This window comes from Betaproteobacteria bacterium, from assembly GCA_016720855.1.
Lineage (GTDB): Bacteria > Pseudomonadota > Gammaproteobacteria > Burkholderiales > Usitatibacteraceae > FEB-7.
Genome location: JADKJU010000002.1, coordinates 644,346 through 665,881, shown reverse-complemented (window position 1 = coordinate 665,881; position 21,536 = coordinate 644,346). Strand labels below are relative to the sequence as shown.

Annotated in this window: 22 protein-coding genes and 1 tRNA gene; 6 read left to right on the top strand and 17 right to left on the bottom strand. The window is 67.4% G+C overall.

All coding sequences use genetic code 11. From position 1 onward, the window contains the following. Positions 1 to 9 precede the first annotated feature (9 nt). From sufB to ndhC, 17 genes are all read right to left on the bottom strand, one after another. Positions 10 to 1,458, bottom strand: a complete 1,449-nt coding sequence (gene sufB, locus IPP91_10235) for a Fe-S cluster assembly protein SufB (GenBank protein MBL0142449.1) — start codon at positions 1,456 to 1,458, stop codon at positions 10 to 12. 47 nt (positions 1,459 to 1,505) lie between these two features. After that, complete coding sequence (locus IPP91_10230) at positions 1,506 to 1,964, bottom strand: SUF system Fe-S cluster assembly regulator (GenBank protein ID MBL0142448.1); 459 nt, start codon at positions 1,962 to 1,964, stop codon at positions 1,506 to 1,508. Between the two features lie 229 nt (positions 1,965 to 2,193). Continuing rightward, positions 2,194 to 2,269, bottom strand: a tRNA-Phe gene (locus IPP91_10225). Between the two features lie 61 nt (positions 2,270 to 2,330). Then, positions 2,331 to 3,716: an NADH-quinone oxidoreductase subunit N gene (locus IPP91_10220; protein ID MBL0142447.1), complete on the bottom strand. Its 1,386-nt coding sequence runs from the start codon at positions 3,714 to 3,716 to the stop codon at positions 2,331 to 2,333. After that, the gene (locus tag IPP91_10215; GenBank protein MBL0142446.1) at positions 3,713 to 5,284 is read right to left on the bottom strand and encodes an NADH-quinone oxidoreductase subunit M; all 1,572 of its coding nucleotides are present in this window, start codon (positions 5,282 to 5,284) and stop codon (positions 3,713 to 3,715) included. Before IPP91_10215 ends, IPP91_10220 begins: the two co-directional genes overlap by 4 nt. Further along, entirely contained in the window at positions 5,277 to 7,154 is a 1,878-nt protein-coding gene (gene nuoL / locus IPP91_10210) for an NADH-quinone oxidoreductase subunit L (GenBank protein ID MBL0142445.1), read from the bottom strand. The genes IPP91_10215 and nuoL overlap by 8 nt, the downstream gene beginning before the upstream one ends. 99 nt (positions 7,155 to 7,253) lie before the next feature. Further along, entirely contained in the window at positions 7,254 to 7,556 is a 303-nt protein-coding gene (gene nuoK, locus IPP91_10205) for an NADH-quinone oxidoreductase subunit NuoK (GenBank protein MBL0142444.1), read from the bottom strand. After that, a complete protein-coding gene (locus tag IPP91_10200) occupies positions 7,549 to 8,079 on the bottom strand; it encodes an NADH-quinone oxidoreductase subunit J (GenBank protein MBL0142443.1) in 531 nt (176 codons plus the stop codon). Before IPP91_10200 ends, nuoK begins: the two co-directional genes overlap by 8 nt. Beyond that, positions 8,076 to 8,597, bottom strand: a complete 522-nt coding sequence (locus IPP91_10195; protein MBL0142442.1) for an NADH-quinone oxidoreductase subunit I — start codon at positions 8,595 to 8,597, stop codon at positions 8,076 to 8,078. The genes IPP91_10200 and IPP91_10195 overlap by 4 nt, the downstream gene beginning before the upstream one ends. A gap of 44 nt (positions 8,598 to 8,641) precedes the next feature. Continuing rightward, positions 8,642 to 9,781 carry an NADH-quinone oxidoreductase subunit H gene (locus tag IPP91_10190; GenBank protein ID MBL0142441.1) on the bottom strand — a complete coding sequence of 380 codons (1,140 nt, stop codon included), beginning with the start codon at positions 9,779 to 9,781 and terminating at the stop codon, positions 8,642 to 8,644. Continuing rightward, positions 9,778 to 11,220, bottom strand: a complete 1,443-nt coding sequence (locus IPP91_10185; GenBank protein ID MBL0142440.1) for a (2Fe-2S)-binding protein — start codon at positions 11,218 to 11,220, stop codon at positions 9,778 to 9,780. Before IPP91_10185 ends, IPP91_10190 begins: the two co-directional genes overlap by 4 nt. Next, positions 11,208 to 12,500, bottom strand: a complete 1,293-nt coding sequence (gene nuoF / locus IPP91_10180; GenBank protein MBL0142439.1) for an NADH-quinone oxidoreductase subunit NuoF — start codon at positions 12,498 to 12,500, stop codon at positions 11,208 to 11,210. The genes IPP91_10185 and nuoF overlap by 13 nt, the downstream gene beginning before the upstream one ends. A gap of 2 nt (positions 12,501 to 12,502) precedes the next feature. Continuing rightward, the gene (locus IPP91_10175) at positions 12,503 to 12,964 is read right to left on the bottom strand and encodes an NAD(P)H-dependent oxidoreductase subunit E (GenBank protein MBL0142438.1); all 462 of its coding nucleotides are present in this window, start codon (positions 12,962 to 12,964) and stop codon (positions 12,503 to 12,505) included. Between the two features lie 26 nt (positions 12,965 to 12,990). Next, positions 12,991 to 14,214 (bottom strand): NADH-quinone oxidoreductase subunit D, encoded by a 1,224-nt coding sequence (locus IPP91_10170; protein ID MBL0142437.1) that lies wholly within the window; start codon positions 14,212 to 14,214, stop codon positions 12,991 to 12,993. Between the two features lie 2 nt (positions 14,215 to 14,216). Continuing rightward, positions 14,217 to 14,714: an NADH-quinone oxidoreductase subunit C gene (locus IPP91_10165; GenBank protein MBL0142436.1), complete on the bottom strand. Its 498-nt coding sequence runs from the start codon at positions 14,712 to 14,714 to the stop codon at positions 14,217 to 14,219. A 33-nt stretch (positions 14,715 to 14,747) separates the two neighbouring features. After that, complete coding sequence (locus IPP91_10160) at positions 14,748 to 15,269, bottom strand: NADH-quinone oxidoreductase subunit B (protein ID MBL0142435.1); 522 nt, start codon at positions 15,267 to 15,269, stop codon at positions 14,748 to 14,750. A 2-nt stretch (positions 15,270 to 15,271) separates the two neighbouring features. After that, complete coding sequence (gene ndhC, locus IPP91_10155) at positions 15,272 to 15,637, bottom strand: NADH-quinone oxidoreductase subunit A (protein ID MBL0142434.1); 366 nt, start codon at positions 15,635 to 15,637, stop codon at positions 15,272 to 15,274. Positions 15,638 to 15,783: 146 nt separating this feature from the next. On the opposite strand from ndhC, the gene IPP91_10150 reads away from it, so the two are divergent. From IPP91_10150 to garL, 6 genes are all read left to right on the top strand, one after another. After that, complete coding sequence (locus IPP91_10150; GenBank protein ID MBL0142433.1) at positions 15,784 to 16,827, top strand: AbrB family transcriptional regulator; 1,044 nt, start codon at positions 15,784 to 15,786, stop codon at positions 16,825 to 16,827. 92 nt (positions 16,828 to 16,919) lie between these two features. Further along, positions 16,920 to 17,060 carry a hypothetical protein gene (locus IPP91_10145; GenBank protein MBL0142432.1) on the top strand — a complete coding sequence of 47 codons (141 nt, stop codon included), beginning with the start codon at positions 16,920 to 16,922 and terminating at the stop codon, positions 17,058 to 17,060. Further along, the gene (locus IPP91_10140; protein ID MBL0142431.1) at positions 17,053 to 18,783 is read left to right on the top strand and encodes a dihydroxy-acid dehydratase; all 1,731 of its coding nucleotides are present in this window, start codon (positions 17,053 to 17,055) and stop codon (positions 18,781 to 18,783) included. Before IPP91_10145 ends, IPP91_10140 begins: the two co-directional genes overlap by 8 nt. A 12-nt stretch (positions 18,784 to 18,795) precedes the next feature. Beyond that, on the top strand, positions 18,796 to 19,731 hold the full coding sequence (locus tag IPP91_10135; GenBank protein MBL0142430.1) for a 2-hydroxyacid dehydrogenase: 936 nt from the start codon (positions 18,796 to 18,798) through the stop codon (positions 19,729 to 19,731). A 40-nt stretch (positions 19,732 to 19,771) separates the two neighbouring features. Next, entirely contained in the window at positions 19,772 to 20,743 is a 972-nt protein-coding gene (locus IPP91_10130) for a tripartite tricarboxylate transporter substrate binding protein (GenBank protein MBL0142429.1), read from the top strand. A gap of 9 nt (positions 20,744 to 20,752) precedes the next feature. After that, entirely contained in the window at positions 20,753 to 21,535 is a 783-nt protein-coding gene (garL, locus tag IPP91_10125; GenBank protein MBL0142428.1) for a 2-dehydro-3-deoxyglucarate aldolase, read from the top strand. The last annotated feature ends 1 nt before the right edge of the window (position 21,536 follow it).

Here is a 21,536-nt window from a genome sequence, read left to right as displayed (position 1 = left end):
CCCGCCCGGTCAGCCCACGCTGCCCTCGAGGCTCACGCCAAGGAGCTTGCGCGCCTCCACGGCGAACTCCATCGGCAGTTCCTTGAACACCTCCTTGCAGAAGCCGTTGACGATCATCGAGACGGCGTCCTCGGCCGAGATGCCCCGCTGCATGCAGTAGAAGAGCTGGTCCTCGCCGATGCGCGAGGTGGAGGCCTCGTGCTCCACCTTCGCGGTGGGGTTCCTCACCTCGATGTACGGGAATGTGTGGGCGCTGCATTGGTCGCCCAGAAGCAGCGAGTCGCATCGCGTGAAGTTGCGCGCGCCCTCGGCGGCCCTGGCAACCTTGACGAGGCCGCGATAGGCGTTGTGCCCGCGGCCCGCCGAGATGCCCTTCGAGACGATGGTGCTGCGGGTGTTCCGGCCGATGTGGATCATCTTGCTGCCGGTATCGGCCTGCTGGTGATGGTTGGTGAGGGCCACGGAATGGAATTCGCCCACCGAGTTCTCCCCGCGCAGGATGCAGCTCGGATACTTCCACGTGATCGCCGAACCCGTCTCGACCTGGGTCCAGGAGATGTGCGAGTTGGCGCCGCGACAGTCGCCACGCTTGGTGACGAAGTTGTAGATGCCGCCCTTGCCGTCCTTGTCCCCCGGATACCAGTTCTGCACCGTCGAATACTTGATGTGGGCGTTGTCGAGCGCGATGAGTTCCACGACCGCCGCATGCAGCTGGTTTTCGTCGCGCATGGGCGCCGTGCAGCCCTCGAGGTAGCTCACGTAGGCCCCCTCGTCCGCGATGATGAGCGTGCGCTCGAATTGCCCGGTGTCCTTCGCGTTGATGCGAAAGTAGGTCGACAGCTCCATGGGGCAGCGCACCCCGGGAGGGACGTAGCAGAACGAGCCGTCGGTGAAGACGGCGGCGTTGAGCGCCGCGAAGAAGTTGTCCGTGTGGGGCACGATCGAGCCCAGGTAACGGCGGACGAGTTCGGGGTGTTCCCGGACGGCCTCGGAGAACGAGCAGAAGATGATCCCGAGGGTGGCCAGTTTCGCCTTGTAGGTCGTGCCGACGGAGACGCTGTCGAACACGGCGTCCACCGCGACACCGGCGAGGGCCTCACGCTCCCTGACCGGGACACCGAGCTTCTCGTACACGCGCAACAGTTCCGGATCGACCTCGTCCAGGCTCGAAGGCCCGGGCTTGCGCCCCTTCGGTGCGGAGTAGTAACGGATGGCCTGGTAGTCGATGGGAGGATGATGCACGCTCGCCCACTCGGGCTCGGCCATCGTCGACCAGTGCCGGAACGCCTTGAGGCGCCATTCGAGCATGAACTCCGGCTCGCCTTTGCGCTCCGAGATCCGGCGAATCACGCTTTCGTCCAACCCCGGGGCGAAGGTGTCCGACTCGACATCCGTCACGAAGCCGTGCCGGTATTCGCGGTTGACCAGTTCTTCCAGTGCCGTTGCTGCGGGTGACATGTTCTCTCTCCGATGAGGTTGCCGATCGGCGGCGGCTTGCGCGCCTCTCAGGCGGGAGTTATCGGTTGCCCCCTCGCCATCGCCCCGAAGACGATCGCCTGCGGAATGGGCTTTGCCATCTGTGCCAGCGTCACTTCTTCCAGCGCCCGCCGGATCACGCGGTTGATGCGCAGCCAGTTGGATCGGATGGTGCAGTCCGACTCCTGCGAACAAAGGCCGGGCATCGTGCTGCACTCGGTCATGCCGATGGGCCCGTCCATGGCCGTGATGACCTGCGCGATCGATATCCTCGCCGGCGAGCGAGGCAGCAGATACCCGCCCTTTGCTCCACGAAGGGACTCGACGAGCCCCTTTCCGGCCAGCGTCTTCAGGATCTTGCTCACGGTGGGCACGCCGAGCCCGGTGCGCGACGCGAGCTCGGCCGCGCTGTGAACGCGATCCGGCTCCCGTGCGATGGTGGTCATGACCACCGTGCCATAGTCGGCCATCTTGCTCAGTCTCAACATCGTCCCTGCTCCGGTGCTTTAATCAGTACCATATTAGTCCTCTTTAAAGGCGCGGCGCAAGGGGTACTCGATTCCGGCTGTGCTTGCTCGTGCCTCGACCCGGTGGGGAGCGCCGGCTCGCTCCCCGGGGAATGACGTTCGGTGCATGGGCTCGGCACGAGTACACGGAACGCCGCACAAACAAAAAAGGCTTGTGCCCCGGATAAGGGTCACAAGCCTTTGTTTTGTTTGGTGGCCTGGGGCGGAATTGAACCACCGACACAAGGATTTTCAGTCCTCTGCTCTACCAACTGAGCTACCAGGCCGGGGAAAGCCGCAAATTATAGCTTTTCGGAGTGCCCAAAGCCAAGCCGGGCGAAGCGGCCCCTAGAACCGGGCGAGGAAGAGGCTCGGCAGCACGGCGATCACGATGGAACCCGCGAGGCAGATGAGGCTCGCGCCCATGGCGATGCCGCGCGAGGGCGCATGCCCGGAAGCCGCCGCCTCGGGGCTCATGAACATGAACTGGATCACGCGCAGGTAGAAGTAGATGCCCAGGTAGCTGCCCACGAGGCCCAGCACGGCCCACGTCGTGTATCCCGCGGCGATCACGTTCTTGAAGATGAGGAACTTCGCGATGAAGCCCGGGAACGGCGGGATGCCCGCGAGCGAAAGCATCGCCATGCCGATGAGGAGCGCGGCAAACGGGTGCGTGGCGAACAGGCCCTTGAGGTTCTCGAGCCTGTCGCGCTCGATGTCGTTCTCGTTCGCGGGCAGCGCCGCGAAGGCGAGCAGGTTCATGACGCCGTAGGCCGCGAGGTAGAAGAGCACCGCCTGGAAGCGGCCGGGCCCGTCGCCCAAGAACGCGAAGAAGAGATAGCCCGCGTGCGCGATGGACGAGTACGCGATCATGCGGCGCAGCCCCGGCTGGCGCATCGCCGCGAGGTTGCCCCAGACGATGGACACGAGCGGCAGGATGGCGAGCAGCCCCACCAGCGGCTCGGCCACATGCGCCGTGCCGAAGACGCGCGCCGCCGCGATCAGCACGCCGGCCTTCACCAGGACGGCCATGTAGGCGGTGGACGGAACGCTCGCCGCTTCGTACGCGTCCGGCGCCCAGCCGTGGAACGGGATGATCGCGGCCTTGAGGAAGAACGCGGACACGACCATCACCACGGCCGTGCGGGCGAGGAGGTCAGGCGACGAAAGCGCGGTGCCGAAGCTCGCCAGCCCGAGCGAGCCCGTGGACCCGTACATGAGGGAAGCGCCCATCAGGAACGACGCGCTCGCGGTGCCGGACAGCACCAGGTACTTGAGCGCCGCCTCCGCGCTCTCCGGCCGGCGGAAGCCGATCAGCACCAGCACGTACACCGGGATCGACATGAGCTCGATGCCGAGGAAGAGCGTGAGGAAGCTCTCGGCGGACGCGAGCAGGCAAACGCCGTAGAGCGAGGAAAGCAGCAGCGGATAGAAGGCGCCCTCGCCGAAGTCCTCCTTCGACATGAGCAGCACCGGCACCGCGAGCGCCAGCACCAGCGCCTTCGCGAACGCGGTGGGCGGCGTGAGGACGAACTGGCCTGGGAACGGAGCGCCTGTCCAGCCGGCAAAGCCGAGCCAGGCGGCCGCGATGGCGGCGGCCGTGACGAAGACCACTGCGATGGGCAGCGCCGCGCGCGCGCGCCCGGAGATGATGTCGAGGACGATCAGCGCGACGATGCCCGCGAGCAGCAGGTGCTCCGGGGCCATGGCGATCGAGACGGCGGTGAAGTTCATCGCGCGGCCTCCGCCGGCACCGGGCCGGTCACCTTCGTCGCCATGGGCGTCCGGGGTGTCGCGACCAGCTCCTGGTAGGCGCGTGCAGCCAGCTCGGTGCGTTTCATGGCGGAGTCGGGGAAGAGCCCGAGCCAGAAGACGGCCGCCACGAGGATCACGAGGATCGACCTCTCGCGCAGGTTGAGGTCCGCGACCGGCCCGTGCGGCACGCGCTCGGCGCCGAAGAGGAAGCGCTGCGCGAACCAGAGCATGTAGAGCGCGCCCAGCACGACGCCGGCGACGGCGATGCCGGCCACCCAGAGGGCGTAGGAGGATCCGCCCGCCGATTCGCGCCACCCGGCCGCGAACGCGCCCATCAGGACGAGGAATTCGCCCGTGAACCCGCTGGTGGTCGGAAGCCCCACGGAGGCGAGCGTGAGGATGAGGAAGAACACGGAATACACGGGCAGCACCTTCGCCAGGCCCCCGTAGGCCGCGAGCTCGCGCGTGTGGCAGCGCTCGTAGATCATCCCCACCATCAGGAAGAGCCCGCCGGCGACCAGCCCGTGGCTCACCATCTGCATCACCGCGCCCTGGATGCCCAGGAGATCCAGGCTCACCAGCCCCAGCATCACGTAGCCCAGGTGGCTGATGGAGGAGTAGGCGATGATCTTCTTGATGTCCTTCTGCACCAGCGCGAGGCAGGCGCCGTACACGATGCTCACCACGGCGAGCGTGGACAGGAGCGGTGTGGCGAGCCGCGTGGCGTCGGGAAAGAGCGGGAAGCCCAGCTTCATGAAGCCGTACGTGCCCATCTTGAGGAGCACGCCCGCGAGTATCACGGAGCCGGCCGTGGGCGCCTCGACGTGGGCATCGGGCAGCCACGTATGGAACGGCACCATCGGCACCTTGATGGCGAACGAGATCGCGAAGGCGGCGAGCAGCCACTGCTGCGCCTCGAGCGGCAGGCGCGCCTTGTAGAGGTCGGCGAACGCGAAGGACGTGATCCCGGTCGTCGTCCACAGCGAATACACGAGGTAGATCACCGCGGCCAGCATGAGGATGCTGCCGAAGGCGGTGTAGAGGAAGAACTTGAGGGTCGCGTAGATGCGCCGCTCGCCGCCCCAGATGCCGATGATGAGGAACATCGGGATCAGCATCGCTTCCCAGAAGAGATAGAACAGGAACAGGTCCTGCGCGACGAAGGTGCCGAGCATCGCGAACTGGATGAGGAACACCATCGCGTAGAAGAGCTTGACTTCCTTCGTGATGGCACTGAAGGCGCCCGCGGTGACCAGCGGCCCCAGGAAGGTGGTGAGCATGACCAGCAGGATGTTGTAGCCGTCCAGCCCGATGAGGTAGCTCACGCCCCAGGCCGGGATCCAGGCCACGCTCGTGGCGGCCTGCAGGCCGGGCACCGCCGGATCGAAGTGCGCGTACAGGATGATCGAGAGCGCGAACTGCACGACCATCACCGACAGGGTGAAGGTCCGCACCAGCCCGTCGCGCCCCGCGGGCAGCGCCGCGATGGCGAGCATGCCCGCCACGGGAAGGTAGAGAACCAGCGTAAGGATCGTGCTGTCAGCCATGGCGCCACATCCAGACGAGGCTCGCCACCATGCCCACGAGGACGAGGAACGCGTACTTGTGCAGGCTTCCCGACTGCACGCGCGAGAGCCGGCCCGCCGCGCCCTGCGCCAGCGCCGCCAGGCCGTTCAGGGTGCCGTCGATGAGCAACCGGTCGCCGAGCTTGAGGAAGACGTTCTCCGACACCCAGTGCAGCGGGCGTCCGATGACGAGCTCGTAGAACTCGTCCACGTAGTACTTGTTGAAGAGCACCTTGTGCACGCCCGCGAAGGCCTCCCTCACCCGGGCTGCGCGCGAGGCATCCCCCGCGAAGAACCAGGCGGCGGCAACGAAGCCGACGACCGCGATGGCGACCGAGCCACCCACCACCCAGTAGTGGAAGGCGTTCATGCCGGGCCTCACGCCGGGCAGCGCCACCATCGGTTCGAGGAAATGCGGGATCGAGAGGAAGCCGCCCACGGCCGACAGTAGCGCCAGCACCATGAGCACGCCCGTCATCGAAAGCGGCGACTCGTGGATGTGGTGCTCGACCTCCTTCAGCATGCGCGGCCTGCCGAAGAACGCGAGCCAGAGCAGGCGGAACATGTAGAACGCGGTGAGCAGCGCCGTGAACGCCATCACCGCGAGCAGCAGGACCGAGCCGCCCTTGTCGCTGGCGAGCGCGAACCACAGGATCTCGTCCTTGGAGAAGAACCCGGAAAGCGGCGGCACGCCGGCGATCGCGGCCGTGGCGATGGCGAAGGTGACGAAGGTGATCGGGATCTTCTTGGCCAGGCCGCCCATCTTCTTGATGTCCTGCTCGCCCGACATGGCGTGGATCACGCTGCCGGCGCCCAGGAAGAGGCAGGCCTTGAAGAACGCGTGCGTGACCACGTGGAAGACGGCCACGCCGTAGGCGCCGACGCCCAGGGCCACGAACATGAAGCCCAGCTGCGAGACGGTGGAATAGGCCAGGACCTTCTTGATGTCGTCCTGGGCGATCGCGATCGTGGCGGCCACGAGCGCCGTCATCGCGCCGATCACGGCGATGACCGACGAGGCCTCGGGCGCGTGCAGGTAGATGCCGGACATGCGCGCAATCAGGTACACGCCGGCCGTCACCATCGTCGCCGCGTGGATGAGCGCGGAGACGGGCGTTGGGCCGGCCATCGCGTCAGGCAGCCATACGTAGAGCGGGATCTGCGCCGATTTCCCCGTGGCGCCGATGAACAGGAGGATGCCCACGAGGCTCGCCGACACGGCCGGGGCGGAGGCGCCCATGAAGGCCGCGTTGATTCTCGGCATGTCCAGCGTGCCGAGCACCGAGTAGATCGCGAACATGCCCAGCAGGAAGGCGGCGTCGCCGATGCGGTTCACGATGAAGGCCTTCTTGCCCGCCGCGGCCTTTTCCATGTCGCCGAACCAGAAGCCGATGAGCAGGTAGGAGGAGAGCCCCACGCCTTCCCAGCCGACGAACAGCACCAGCAGCGATCTTCCCAGCACCAGCAGCAGCATGAAGAAGAGGAACAGGTTCAGGTACGCGAAATAGCGCGCGTAGCTCCTGTCCTCGTGCATGTACCCGATGGAGTAGATGTGGATCAGGGTGCCTATGCCCGTGATGACGAGCACCATCACCGCGCTCAGGCGGTCGAACCAGAAGGCGACCTCGAAGCTGTCCTGCCCCACCATCGTCCAGAGGTACGCCGTCTCCGCGATCGGGGTCCAGCCGCCGCCCTTCAGGTCCAGGAGGCACTTCACCGCGACCGCGAAGGCGATGGCCGGAAGCCCGCAGCCGACCGCCGACACGAAGCCCTTGCCGAGGCGGTTGCCGAGCAGCCCGTTCACCAGGAACCCGAGGAGCGGGAGGAGGACGATGAGGGTGAGCAGTCCCATGGTCCGCCCCCCCCCCCCCCCCCCCCCGGTTCGGGCCGCCGCCTGGGGGCCCCGGCGCCCCTCCCCCCCCCCCTCTGGGAAAGTCCGAGTCCATGGCGCTCAGCCCTTGAGGTCCGAATAGGACTCTATGTCGAGCGTGCGCTTGCGCCGCACGAGGAGCAGCACGACGGGAATCGCGATCGCGATCTCGGCCGCGGCCACCACGAAGATGAGGAACACGAGCACCGCGCCGACCGCCGACCCCAGGGTATGGGCAAAGGTGACGAGGCTCAGGTTCACGCCGTTCAGCATGAGCTCCATGCACATGAGCATCACCAGCACGTTCCTGCGGATGATGACGCCCGTGAGGCCCAGGGCGAAGAGAGACCCCGCGAGGACCTGCAGCATCTGGACCTTATCCACGGTCGTGCCTCCGGTTTTCCTTGATCACGGCCAGGGCCGCCACCACCGCCGCGAGCAGCAGCACGGAGGTGAGCTCGAAGTGCAGCCAGTATTCCGACAGGAAGGCCGCCGAGAACCGCATGATGTCGAAGGGCTCGCCCGCGGCGCCGCGCGGGGCGTGGGGAAGGTCGTTCCAGTAGCCGACCGCGAGCGCCTCGGCCAGAAGCGCGAACCCGATCAGCCCCGGCCAGTAGAATTTCGAGTACTTGCCGGTGACCGTCTCGTCGCGCGGGTCGAGCAGCATGATGGCGTACACCATGAACACCATCACCGCGCCCACGTAGATGAGCACCTGGAAGGCGGCGATGAAGTGCACCCCGAGGAGCCCGTACACCCCGCCCAGGAACACCATGCAGGAGACGAGCGCGATCGCCACCCGCATGGGCTGGCGCAGCACGAGCATGAGGGAGGCGCTCACGAAGGCGCAGCCGGCGAAGGCCCAGAGCAGCAGCGTGTCGAGGTTGGCGAGCAGGTCGCGGATCATGCGCGGTCCCCCTTCGGCGCGGGCGGGTAGGGTTTCGCCACGTCGCCGTGCGGCTGCCACGTCAGGAGCTCCTCCTTGCCGAGCCACATGTTCCAGCGGTCGGTGGCCGGCAGGTTCGGCACTTCCTTCACCATGCGGATGGCGTCCTCGGGGCAGGCCTCCACGCACAGGCCGCAGAACACGCAGCGCGAGTAGTCGATCTCGAAGCGCGCCGGGTACTTGGGATGGGCCATGTCCTGCGGATCGAAGGCCGCCTCGATCTCGATCACCTTGGCAGGGCACACCGTCGCGCACATGTTGCAGGCGATGCATTGCGGCGAGCCGTCGGGGCGCTGCGTGAGGATGTGCTTGCCGCGGTTTCCGGCCGCGTAGTCGAAGCGCGTCTCCTCGGGGTAGTAGGAGGTGAGCGCGCCCTTGCGGCCGGTCATCCACTTGAACATGTTGCGCAGGAAGACGCCGCCGGTGATGAAGAGGCCACGCAGGATCTCGGGCAGGTAGGCGCGCTCCCAGAGCCCCATCTCCGGCTCGTTCCAGTACTGCTTGCGCACGTGGGTCTTCCTGCTCATGCGCGTAGCGCCCAGACGCCCACGGCGGTCACGCACAGGTTCGCGAGCGCCAGCGGGAACATGAATTTCCAGGCGAATACCAGCACCTGGTCGTAGCGGAAGCGCGGCAGCGTCCAGCGGATGAGGATCTGGAAGCTGCACACGAGGAAGACCTTGGCGAGGAACACGGCGAGCTGCGTGACCACGACGGCACCGTGCGGCAACCCGAGCAGCGCGCCGCCCGGGAAGGCAAAGCCCGCATCCGTCATGAAAGGCAGGTTGTAGCCGCCCAGGAAGAGCGTGGTGAAGAGGGCGCCGACGATCGCGATCTCGATGAACTCGGCGAACATGAAAAGGCCCATCTTCATCGCGCTGTATTCGGTGAAGTAGCCGGCGATCAGCTCCGATTCGGCCTCGGGCAGGTCGAACGGGATGCGCTTGTTCTCCGCGATGGCCGCCGTGAGGAAAAGTATCGCCGCAAAGGGCTGGTACACGATGCCCCACGCCGGCAGGAACCCCAGCACGGTGCCCGACTGCATGCGCACCATCGTGTCCAGGTTCACCGTGCCGTAGATGAGGATGAGACCCAGGGTCGTGAGAGCCAGCACCAGCTCGTAGGAGATCATCTGCGAGCCGGCCCGCAAGGCGCCCAGCAGGGAAAACTTGTTGGACGACGACCAGCCGGCAAGCATCGCGCCGATGACCGGCAGGCCGCTGAAGGCGAACACGATGAGGATCCCCGCGTCCAGGTTCGCGATCTGCATCGGGTAGCTCTTGTCGCCGAAGAGCTGCGCGAGCGGCGCGAAGAGCTTCGCCGGGGTGAGCATGCCCCCGAACGGGATCACCGCGAAGACGAGGAGCACCGGCGTGAACACCACCCACGGCGCCACGGCGTAGGCGTACCAGTCGTAGGTGCGCGGCTTGAAGTCCTCCTTGAGGAGCATCTTCAGCCCGTCGGCCATGCCGTGGAAAAGGCCCCACCACACCAGCTTCACCTGCGTGAACGGGATGCGGATGTAGGCGCGGTTGGCCCCGATGCGGTCCGACATCACGGCCGCCTGCTTGCGTTCCACCCAGGTGAGGATGGTGCCGAACCCCATCAGGACGCTGATCGCGTAGCCGATGAAGACGAGGGCGATGACGAGATCCGCGATCATTCGCCGCCTCCGGCGGTTCCCGCGAGCGCCGCGAAAAGTGCCTCGGCGTCCGCGACGCCCGCGGGCTTCGCGAAGCACTTCGAGAACGCGCTCGTGACGCCCGCGAAGTTGGTGTAGTGGCCGTCACGCTCGGTCTGGATGCTCACCGCGAGGAAGACGTCCGCGTGGCCGTTTTCCGGCTGCAGCCAGGCGTTGAGGTACACGATCTTCGCCCCCGCCGGGATGCGGCCGAAGTCGAAGCCCTCGCCCCACACCAGCACCAGGTCCGCATCCTTCGGGATGTCGGGCGCCGCGTCGCCGAAGAGGGCGCGCGCACCGGCGGTGTTGGGATTCTTGTCGGCGCGGATGAGGATCGCATCCTCGACCACCTCGCCCGGCTCGGGCTGGTGGTCGGGCTTCACGAACGCGGTCATGCGACCGCCCAGGGCGGCCTTGAACGCCGCGAGTTCCTCGTTGGATCCCCAGCTCGAAACGATGGCCACGGGCCTTTTCGCCGCAGCGATGAGGGAGCGCGCCTGCTTGATGGCGCCTTGCAGGTCCGCCGCGCGGCCCTTGAGCATCGCCCCCTCGGCGCGAGCCCGGCCGAACACCCGGGCGAGGTCGCGGCCCTTGTTGCAGATCCACGGACCGTTCACCGCCGGGTTGTCGAGCGGCGTGACGCGGTCGATCTCGTCGTTGTGGACGCGCTGCTCCGCGGAGCGCAGCTTCCACTCCGGGCGGCGGTGCCACAGGTTCACGGCACACCCGCGTGCGCAGCCCGGGCACACCGAGGCCGTGGGCTTGAGATACCAGACCCGCGCCTTGTGCAGGAAGGAGCGCGAAAGGAGCGCGCCCACGGGGCAGATGTCGATCACGTTGTCGGAATACGGGTCGGAGGCGAAGCTTCCGTCCTCCACGGCGCGCACCAGCGTATGGTCGGCGCGGTTCTGCATGCCCAGCCCGTTCGACTTCGAGATCTCGCGCGTGAACCGCACGCACCTCGTGCACTGGATGCAGCGCTCGTTGTCGAGGACGATGCGCTCCGAGAGGTCGTAGTGCTTGGTCGCGTGCACCTTGGCGTCGAGCGAGATCGAGCGCTCGCCGTTGTACTCGTAGTGGTAGTCCTGCAGCGTGCACTCGCCCGCCTTGTCGCAGATGCCGCAGTCCACCGGGTGGTTGAGGGTGATGAACTGCATCGTGGCCTTGCGCCGGGCCTTCACCTTTTCCGAGTTGGTGAAGACCACCATGCCCTCGGCGACCGGCATGTTGCAGGCGATCTCCACCCACTCCCCGCCCTTGTCCTCGACGCCGACCACGCAGATGCGGCAGTTGCCGGGCACGGAAAGCTTCGGGTGCCAGCAGAAGTAGGGAATGAAGATCCCCGCCTCCGTCGCCGCCTGCATGACGGTCTGGCCCGCCTGCGCCTCGATTTCGCGTCCGTCGATGGTCAGGCGAGGCATTCGAGCCTCCCGTCGCATTTCGAGCGCTTGTTGGTGATGTAGTACTCGAACTCGTCGCGGAACTTGTTGAGGATGCCCACCGTCGCATAGCCCGCGGCGTCGCCCATGCCGCAGATCGTGGTGCCGTCGTTGGCGTGGGAAATCGCGTACAGGCGGTCGATGTCTTCCGGCGCGCCCTTGCCCTCCACGATCCGGTCGATGATCCGGTGCATCCAGCCCATGCCCTCGCGGCACGGCGTGCACTGGCCGCAGGACTCGTGGTGGTAGAAGCGCAGCAGCACCTGGAGGAGGCGCACCATGCAGGTACCCTCGGCGATGATGATCATGCCGCCCGAGCCCAGGCCCGAGCCGGCCGGGTTCACCGATTCGTGGGAAAGCGTGAGGTTCTCGATCTCGGGGCGCGTGAGCACCTTGGTCGAGATGCCGCCGGGAACCACGCATTTCATCTTCGCGCCGTGCAGCATGCCGCCGCAGTCCTCGTCGAGGAACTTCGCCCACGGGTAGCCGTACTCGACTTCGTAGACGCCGGGCTTCGCGATGTGGCCGGAAATGGAGATGAGCTGCGTGCCGGGGCTCTTGGCCGTGCCGACCTTGCGGAACTCCGCCGCGCCCATGCGGACGATGCCCGTGATGTTGGCGAGCGATTCCACGTTGTTGATGACCGTGGGCTTCTGGAAGAGGCCGCGCACGGTGAGCCGCGGCGGGCGGTTCCTCGGATAGGGCTTCCTGCCCTCGATCGAGGTGATGAGCCCGGAGGCCTCGCCGCAGACGTAGGACCCGGCGCCGCGATAGACCACGATGTCGAGCGCGAACTCGGTGCCGAAGAGCTTGGCGCCCAGGAGGCCGGCCGCGTACGCCTCGTCGATGGCGCCCTGGATGCGGCGCCACGGCAGGTCGAATTCCCCGCGGATATAGACGAACGCGTGGCGCACGCCCAGGGCGTAGGACGTGATCAGCATCGACTCGACGAGCAGGTGCGGCGCGTTCTCGAGGATCCAGCGGTCCTTGAAGGTGCCCGGCTCGCCCTCGTCGGCATTGGCGCACAGGTAGTGGATCTCGCCGGGGATGGGCTTCATCACGCCCCACTTGCGCCCCACGGGGAAGGCCGCGCCGCCGTGGCCCAGCAGGCCCGAGTCGGCGACTTCCTTCGTCACGTCGGCAGGCTGCATCGTCTTCAGCGTGCTCTCGATCGTGGCGTAGCCGCCGCGCGAGCGGTAGGCCTCGAACGTGTGCGAGGTGGGCGTTACCTCGAAATTCATGATGAGCTGGCGGCCGGGCATGGCTATTTGCCCTCCCCGGCTCGTTCCCCGACCATGAGCTGCTCGATCAGCCGGTCGAGCTTGTCTGCGGTCATGTCCTCGTGGTAGGCCTCGTTCGCCATCACCACCGGCGCCGTGCCGCAGGAACCCAGGCACTCGACGGTCGAGAGCGTGAAGCGTCCGTCGGGCGTGGTCTCGCCGGGCTGGATGCCCAGCTTCCTGCACAGGTGGCCGATGGCGCCTTCCGCTCCACGCATCGAGCAGGCGATGTTGCGGCAGACCTGCAGGTGGTGACGGCCGATGGGTTGCCTGCGCAGCATCGTGTAGTAGGAGAGAACTTCCTCGACCTGGATGCGGGGCACCTTCAGGTACTCCACGAGGGCCACGATGTCCTCCTCGGCGACGAAGCCGCGGTCCTCCTGGATGCGCCGCAGGCAGGGCAGCACGAGCGAGGACTCGAACCCCTGGGGGTAGCGCTCCTTCATCTTCTCGAACTCGGGGATGAGGTGCTTCACCGGTCGCACTCCCCGCCGATCATGTTGATGGAGCCGAAGGTCGGCACGAGGTCCGCGAGCTGGTAGCCCTCGAGCATCTTGTGCGCCCCGCCCATGTGCACGAAGCTGGGCGCGCGGCAGTGCACCTTGTAGGGCACGCCTTCGCCGGTGGAAACGAGGTAGAAGCCGAGCTCGCCGTTGGGGCTTTCGTGGGCGTGGTAGATCTCGCCGGCAGGCACGCGCGGGCCGTCCATCACGAGCTTGAAGTGGTTGATGAGCGATTCGATCTCGCCATAGACCAGGGGCTTGTCGGGGAACGAGCAGCGCCGGTCGTCCACGTTGAGGGGGCCGTCCGGCAGCATGTCCATGAGCTGGCGGATCATGTGCACGGACTCGTCCATCTCCCTGGCGCGCACGTAGTACCGGTCGTAGTTGTCGCCCTTGATGCCCACGGGCACCTCGAAGTCGAGTTCCGCGTAGGCGAGGTAGGGCGTGTCCTTGCGCAGGTCCCGCGGCGCGCCGGTGGAGCGCAGCATCGGGCCCGTGTAGCCGTAGTCGAGCGCCTGGGCCGTGGTGAGCACGCCCACATTGCGCATGCGGTCGATGAAGATGCGGTTCCTGTCCACCAGGCCGTGCACGCGGCCCATGAACTCCTCGTACTGGTCGAGGATCTGCGCCAGGCGCCCCAGCCAGCCGTTCGGGATGTCCCTCGCCAGCCCGCCGATGCGGCCGTACGACTGGGTGACGCGCGCGCCCGTCAGGTCCGCGATGTGCTCGTACACGTAGTCGCGGATCATCACCAGGTACAGGAAGGCGGTCATCGCCCCCAGCTCCATGAGGGTAGCGGCGATGCACGTGAGATGGTCCGCCAGGCGCGAGTATTCCGACAGGAGCGTGCGCAGGTACTTCGTGCGCGGCGTGATCTCCACGCCCATCAGCCGCTCGACGGTGTCGCAGTAGGCGAAATCGTTGATGAGCGCCGAGCAGTAGTTCAGGCGGTCCACGTACGGGATGAGGTTGTGCCAGGTGTGCGACTCGCACTCCTTCTCGAAGCCGCGGTGCAGGTAGCCGCAATGCACGTCGGCGCGCAGGATCCGCTCGCCGTCGAGCTCCGCGTAGATCTGGATGGTGCCGTGCGTGGCCGGGTGCGACGGGCCGATGCTCACGATCACCGTGTCGTCGCGCTCGCTCCGGGTGAAGGCGGAACGGGTGGGGTTCGCGATGCGGGGGTTGGCGGCCATGGCTATTCGCCCCGGTCGCCGGCGGCGGCGTCCAGATAGGGCACGAGGGGCTGCTCGCGGTCCTTGGGATAGTCCTTGCGCAGCGGGTGCCCGACGAAGCCTTCGTAGAGAAGGATGGGGCGCAGGTCCGCGTTGCCTTCGAACACGATGCCGTACATGTCGTGGCACTCGCGCTCCATGAACGCGGCCGAGCCGTACACGGACGTAAGCGAGGCTGCGACCGGATTGGCTTCCGCGACGCGCGTCTTCAGCCGCACCCTCACCTTGTGCTGCGTGGAGTAGAAGTGCCAGACCACCTCGAAGCGCAGCGCATCATCGGGCCAGTCAACGGCGGTCACGTCCAGGAAGACGTCGAAGCCGAACTCGAGCTTGAGCGCGCGCACCGCATCCGCGACCGCTGCGGGCGCGAGATTCACGACGAGGACGCCGTGCGAGGTGCAGGCCTGCCCCTGCCCTGCCGCAAGGCGTGCCGCAATCCGGTCGAAAACCCCTGCGTCCATCGTCATTTGCCGCCTCGTTCGCCGGCCATGGCCCTAGAAATCCCCCGTGATGATCGGGTGCTTCTGGCCCGCGATCTTTTCCTGGAGCCTCATGATCCCGTCGATCACCGTCTCGGGGCGCGGCGGGCACCCGGGGATGTAGATGTCCACGGGAATGATCCTGTCGATGCCCGGCAGCGCCGCGTAGTTCTGGTAAAAGCCGCCGCTCGTCGCGCACACGCCGAAGGCCATCACCCACTTGGGCTCGCACATCTGCTCGTACACCTTGAGGAGGATCGGCGCCTGCTTGTGGGTGACGGTGCCCACCACCATCAGAAGATCCGACTGGCGCGGCGAAAAGCGCGGCAGCGCGGCCCCGAACCGGTCCGTGTCGTAGGGGCTGGAACTCACCGCCATGAATTCCATGGCGCAGCAGGCGGTGACGAACGGGTAGGGAAAGAGCGAGAACTTGCGCGCCCAGCCGACGAGCTCGTCCTTGCGCGTCGAGAGGTACTCGAAGGACGCGGACCTGCCCGTGGACTGCGCCGGGTGGATGGGGATCGTGCGCGTGTCCATCGTCACTCGGTGACCCCTTCGAGGAGCCGCGCCTTGTATACATAGAGAAGGATCAGGACCAGCAGGGCGACGAAGAGCCCGAGCGTGAAGAGCATGAAGCCGGTGAGCGGCTGGGCGCCCAGCGCCCAGATGATGAGGAACACGGTCTCCAGGTCGAACAGGATGAAGATGATGGCCACCGCGTAGTACTTGATCGGCACCGCCTTCACGTTGTGCGCGTCCACGGGCGTCGCGCCGCATTCGAAGGGCTCGAGCTTGGTCTCGGTGTCCTGCGGCTTCGGCCCGAGGATGCGGTTGAGCAAAAGCATCACGGCCACGACGCCGAGGATCGCGGCCATGTACAGGAGGAAGACTACATAGGGGTTCATTGTGTGGTCGAGCGGGTCAAGACCTGCAACCGCTTTCCTGCCAGAGCGCAGATTAGCCTTAAGTCCCACCCGGCTTTTGACGCACGTCAACCCGGCGAAGATGGCGCCGACCCCGCGCGGCCCCGGCGACGGGCACAATGCGGCCCATGGAAATCAGGAAGATGGCCGCGATCGCAGGGGCGCTCGCGGTGTGCGTCGCCAGCGGCGCGCTGTGTGCCTGGCTCAGGACGCCGCTGCCGTGGATGATCGGGCCGCTCGCGGGGATGGCCATCTTCCAGTTTGGCGGCGCCAGCCTGGAATCACCCCCGTTCGGCCGGGAAACAGGGCAGCTCGTGATCGGGGTCGCCCTGGGCCTGTACTTCACGCCGACCGTCGCGCACGAGGTGCTGGCGCACGGGCTGGCGCTCCTCGCCGCCGGCTCCGGCGTCTTCCTGATCGGTGTCTTCGCGAGCTTCTTCCTCGAGCGATTCGCCCGCGTGGATCCCGCCACGGCGTTCTTCTCCAGCGCCATCGGGGGCGCGGCGGAAATGGTGAACCTCTCCGAACGGCACGGCGCCCTGGTCGATCGCGTGGCGCTCGCCCATTCGCTGCGGCTGCTGGTGGTGGTGACTTCCGTGCCCGTGGCCATCACGCTGCTGGGCCAGGCGGGCACGGACGACTACCGCCCCGTCTCGGTGGCGTTCGACCCGGCGAAGCTCGCGATGCTCGCCGCGCTCGCCCTCGCCGCGGCGTTCGCGTGGCGCCGCACCCGGCTACCCAACCCGTTCATGATGGGCCCGCTCCTTTTCGTCATCGCGCTCACGGCAGCCGGCCTCGTGTTTTCCTCGATCCCGTCGTGGATGACGAACGCCGCGCAATTGCTCCTCGCGTGCAACCTCGGCGCGCGCTTCCAGCAAAGCTTTTTGCGCAAGGCGCCGCGCTTCATGACGGCCGTGCTCGCCTCCGTGGTCCTCATGCTCGCGCTTTGCACGCTCCTCGCCTTCGGCCTGGCGTGGTCGATGGGCGTGCTGCCCGCCACGATCCTGCTCGCGTGTTCCCCGGGAGGCATTGCGGAGATGGCGATCACGGCCAAGGTGCTTCGCGTCGGCGTGGCCTTCGTCACGGCGGCGCACGTGGCGCGATTCGTGATCGTGATGCTCCTGACGGAACCGGCCTACCGGTTCCTGGCAAGGCTGCGCAGCAGCCGATAGGGAGGCCGCACGCGCCGCGTTATGATGGCGGCGAAACAGCCCGCAGCCCGATCCGCACTCCGCCGATCTTCCCCGACCGAGGACGACCAGCCTTGAAACGACTTGTTGATTTCGCTTTCGCCGCCGCCTGCGGCCTTGCCCTCCCGGGCGCCGATTTCGCGGCCTCCCTGGACAGGGAGCTCGCGCGCTGGCAGGGCGTCGTGGACGCGGGCGGGACCATGCAAAGTGACTGAACGCCGCAAGAAGCCGCAGGAGCTGCGCAGCCACCGCTGGTACGGGGTACACGACCTGCGCTCGTTCGGGCACCGCTCGCGCACGGCGCAGATGGGCTTCACCCGCTCGGACTACGCGGGCAAGCCCGTCATCGCCATCGTCAATACCTGGAGCGACATCAACCCCTGCCACACGCACCTGCGCCAGCGCGCCGAGGAAGTGAAGCGCGGCGTCTGGCAGGCGGGCGGCTTCCCCGTGGAGATGCCCGCCCTCACGCTTTCCGAGCCGTTCCAGAAGCCCACCACGATGCTCTACCGCAACCTCCTCGCGATGGAGACCGAGGAGATGCTGCGCTCCTACCCCGTCGATGGCTGCGTGCTCATGGGCGGCTGCGACAAGACGACCCCGGCGCTCGTCATGGGCGCCCTCTCCATGAACCTGCCGTCGATCTTCGTGCCCGCCGGCCCGATGCTGCGCGGCGACTTCCGCGGCGGCTTCCTCGGCAGCGGCAGCGACACCTGGAAGTACTGGGCGGAGCTGCGCGCCGGCAACATCACCGAGCAGGACTGGCAGGAAGTGGAGAACGGGATCGCGCGCTCGCCGGGTCACTGCATGACGATGGGCACGGCCTCCACGATGACGAGCGCCTCGGAAGCGATGGGGCTCACCCTCCCGGGCGCGGCCTCCATCCCCGCGCCCGACTCGCGCCATGCGCAGATGGCCACGCTCACCGGCAAGCGCATCGTGGACATGGTGTGGGAGGACCTGAAGATCCGCGACGTCGTGGACGCGCGCGCCATCGACAACGCAGTCACCGCCGTGCTCGCCCTCGGCGGCTCCACCAACGCGATCGTGCACCTCATCGCGGTCGCGCGCCGGGCGGGCGTGGCGCTGGACCTCGCGCGCTTCGACGCGCTGGCGCGCAGGACCCCGGTGCTCGCGAACATCCGGCCGTCCGGCAAGTACCTGATGGAGGATTTCTTCTATGCGGGAGGGCTGCGCGGCCTGCTTTCGCGCCTGGGCGACCTGCTCCACCCCGAAGCACGAACCGTGAACGGCCTCACGCTGGGCGAGAACCTCGCCGGCGCGACCGTGCACAACGACGACGTGATCCGGACGAGAGACAATCCGCTGGTCGAGCGCGACGGCCTGGCCGTCCTCACCGGCAACCTCGCACCCCGTGGCGCGGTGATCAAGCCCCCGGCCATGGAGGCGCGCCTGCACAGGCACACCGGCACCGCAGTCGTGTTCGCAAGCTACGAGGACCTGGCCGCGCGCATCGACGATCCGGCGCTTGCCGTGACGGCCGACTCGGTGATCGTCCTGCAGGGCGCCGGACCGCAGGGCGCGCCGGGCATGCCCGAATGGGGGCAGTTGCCGATTCCGCAAAAACTGCTCAAGGAAGGGGTGCGCGACATGGTTCGCATCTCGGATGCGAGGATGAGCGGCACGAGCTACGGCGCGTGCGTGCTGCACGTGGCGCCGGAGTCGCACGTGGGCGGCCCGCTGGCGCTGGTCAAGGACGGCGACCGGATCTCGCTCGACGTCTCCGGGCGGCGCCTCGACCTGCTGGTGGACGAGGCGGAACTCGCGCGCCGCCGCGCCGCGTGGAAGCCACCGGCACCGCACTACACCCGCGGCTTCGGCACGCTGTACCTGAAGCACGTGACGCAGGCCGACCAGGGCTGCGACTTCGATTTCCTCGAGGATGGCGCGCCGACGCCCGACCCCGAGATCCACTAGGATCGAACCACCATGAAACCGACCGTCCTGCAACTGGGCCCCCTCCTGCCCCTCGTGGAGAAGGGGCTCGCCGCGAGCTGCGTGCACCTCAACCTGGGCAACGCCCCGGATGCCGCACGCTTCCTTGCCGAGAACGGCGCCTCGATCCAGGCCGTGGCCTCTTCGGGCCGCAACGGCGTGAATGCGGCGCTTATCGACGCGCTGCCCGGGCTGCGGCTGATCTCGCATTTCGGCGTCGGCTACGACAACGTCGATGTGGCCCACGCGAAGGCGAAGGGCGTGACCGTCTCCAACACCCCGGACGTACTCACGGACTGCGTCGCCGACCTCGCCATCGCGCTCCTGATCGACGTCGCCCGCGGAATCTCGGCCGGCGATCGCTACGTGCGCGCCGGCCGCTGGCCCGGGGGCCCGATGCCGCTCGCGACCAAGGCGAGCGGCAAGCGCCTGGGCATCGTGGGCCTGGGCCGCATCGGCCTCGCCATCGCCGCGCGCGCCGAAGGCTTCGACATGGAAATCCGCTACCACAACCGGCGGCAAATTCCGGATTCCCCTTACGCCTTCGAGCATTCGCTCGCGGACCTGGCCCGCTGGTGCGACTTCCTCATGGTCGCCACCTCCGGCGGCGAGGCGACTCGCGGGCTCGTTTCGGCGGCCGTCATCGAGGCGCTCGGGCAAGAGGGCTTCCTCGTGAACATCGCGCGCGGGTCCGTCGTGGACGAGCCCGCGCTACTGGCGGCCCTCTCGGAAAGGCGCATCGCCGGTGCGGCGCTCGATGTGTTCGCCGACGAGCCGCGCGTGCCCGAGGCCTTCTTCACGCTGGACAACGTCGTCCTCACCCCGCACATCGCCAGCGCCACGACGGACACGCGTGCCGCGATGGGCCAGCTGGTGCTGGACAACCTCGAGAGTTTCTTCACGGACGGGCGCGCTCTCACACCCGTCTGACGCCGCAGCCGACAACAACGACATCCGACGCAGGAGCCCCATGAACATCTTCCGCACACTGGCCGCATTCGCCTCCACGCTTGTCTTCGCAAGCGCCGCACTCGCGCAGGCCTGGCCCGCCAGGACGATCAAGATCATCATCCCCTACCCGCCGGGCGGCACCTCCGACATCCTGGCTCGCTCGCTGGGGCCGAAGTTGACGGAAGCCTTCGGCCAGACCGTGATCATCGAGAACAAGCCCGGCGCCACGGGCAACATCGGTGCCGACTTCGTGGCCAAGTCGCCGGCCGACGGCTACACGCTGCTCCTCGGGGACATCGGCTCGCTCGCCATCGCGCCCAGCGTCTTCCCGACGCTGCCCTTCGACCCGGTGAAGGACTTCGCGCCGGTGATCATGGTCGCCTACTCCCCGCACATCCTCGCGGTGCACCCGTCGGTTGCCGCGAAGAACACGAGGGAGCTCATCGCGCTTGCCAAGGCGAAGCCCAACTCGCTCAATTTCGCGGTTTCCGGCATCGGCGGGGCCAACCACCTCGCGGGCATCGACTTCGCGATGCGCACCGGCATCCAGTGGACCTACATCCCCTACAAGGGCGGCTCGCAGGCCATCGCCGACGTGATGGGCGGTTCCGCGCAGGTGCTCTTCAACGGCATGCTCGCGACCTACCCCGCGGTGAAGGACGGAAAGCTCAAGGCGCTCGCCATCTCCAGCGCGAAGCGCTTCGCCGCCGCGCCCGACATCCCGACCGTGGCCGAATCCGCGGGGCTGCCGGGGTTCGAGACCGGCTCCTTCCAGGGCATCGTCGCGCCCGCGGCCACGCCGGCCGACGTCGTCGCCAAGCTGCACGCCGCGATCACGAAGATTCTCGCCACGCCCGAGATGCAGGACCGTCTCGCGAAAGCCGGTGCCGAGACGCGGCCCGGCTCGCCCGCCGACTTCGGCGCCTTCATCCGCGAAGAGAAAACGCGCTGGGCGAAAGTCGTCAAGGAATCCGGCGCGAAATTCGACTAGGAGATCGCCATGAACGCCCCCTACCGCTCCCCCCCCAACGCCTTCCGCAGGGACCTCCTCGCGGGAAAGCGCCTCATCGGCTGCTGGTGCTCGCTTGCCAATCCCGTCACCGCGGAGGTGCTGGGACTTGCAAACTTCGACTGGCTGCTGGTCGATGGCGAGCACGCGCCCAACGACGTATCGACGCTCGTGCCGCAGCTCATGGCGCTGAAGGACAGTGCAAGCGCCCCCGTGGTGCGCCCGCCGTGGAACGAGCCGGTCATCATCAAGCGGCTGCTCGACGCGGGCGTCCACAATTTCCTGATGCCGTTCGTGGAGTCCGCCGAGCAGGCGCGCGCCGCCGTGGCCTCGACGCGCTATCCGCCGCGCGGCATCCGCGGCGTCTCCGTTTCGCAGCGCAGCAACCGCTTCGGCACGGTGCCCGACTACCTGAGTATCATCGACGACAACATCGCGGTGATGGTCCAGATCGAAAGCCGCGGTGGCCTGGAGGCGATCGACGCCATCACCGCCGTGGACGGCGTGGACGGGCTCTTCGTCGGTCCGCAGGATCTCGCGGCAGCCCTCGGGCACCTGGGCAATCCGGCTCACCCCGATGTCCAGGCCGCGATCAAGCATGTCTTCGAGCGCGCCCGCGCGGGCGGCAAGCCCGCCGGAACGCTGGCGCCCGTCGAGGCCGATGCGCGCCGCTACCTGGAGTGGGGAGCGACTTTCGTGGCCGTCGGCAGCGATCTCGGCCTTTTCCGCAGCGCGACGCAGGCGCTGCGCGACAAGTACGCGGACGGAAAATAGG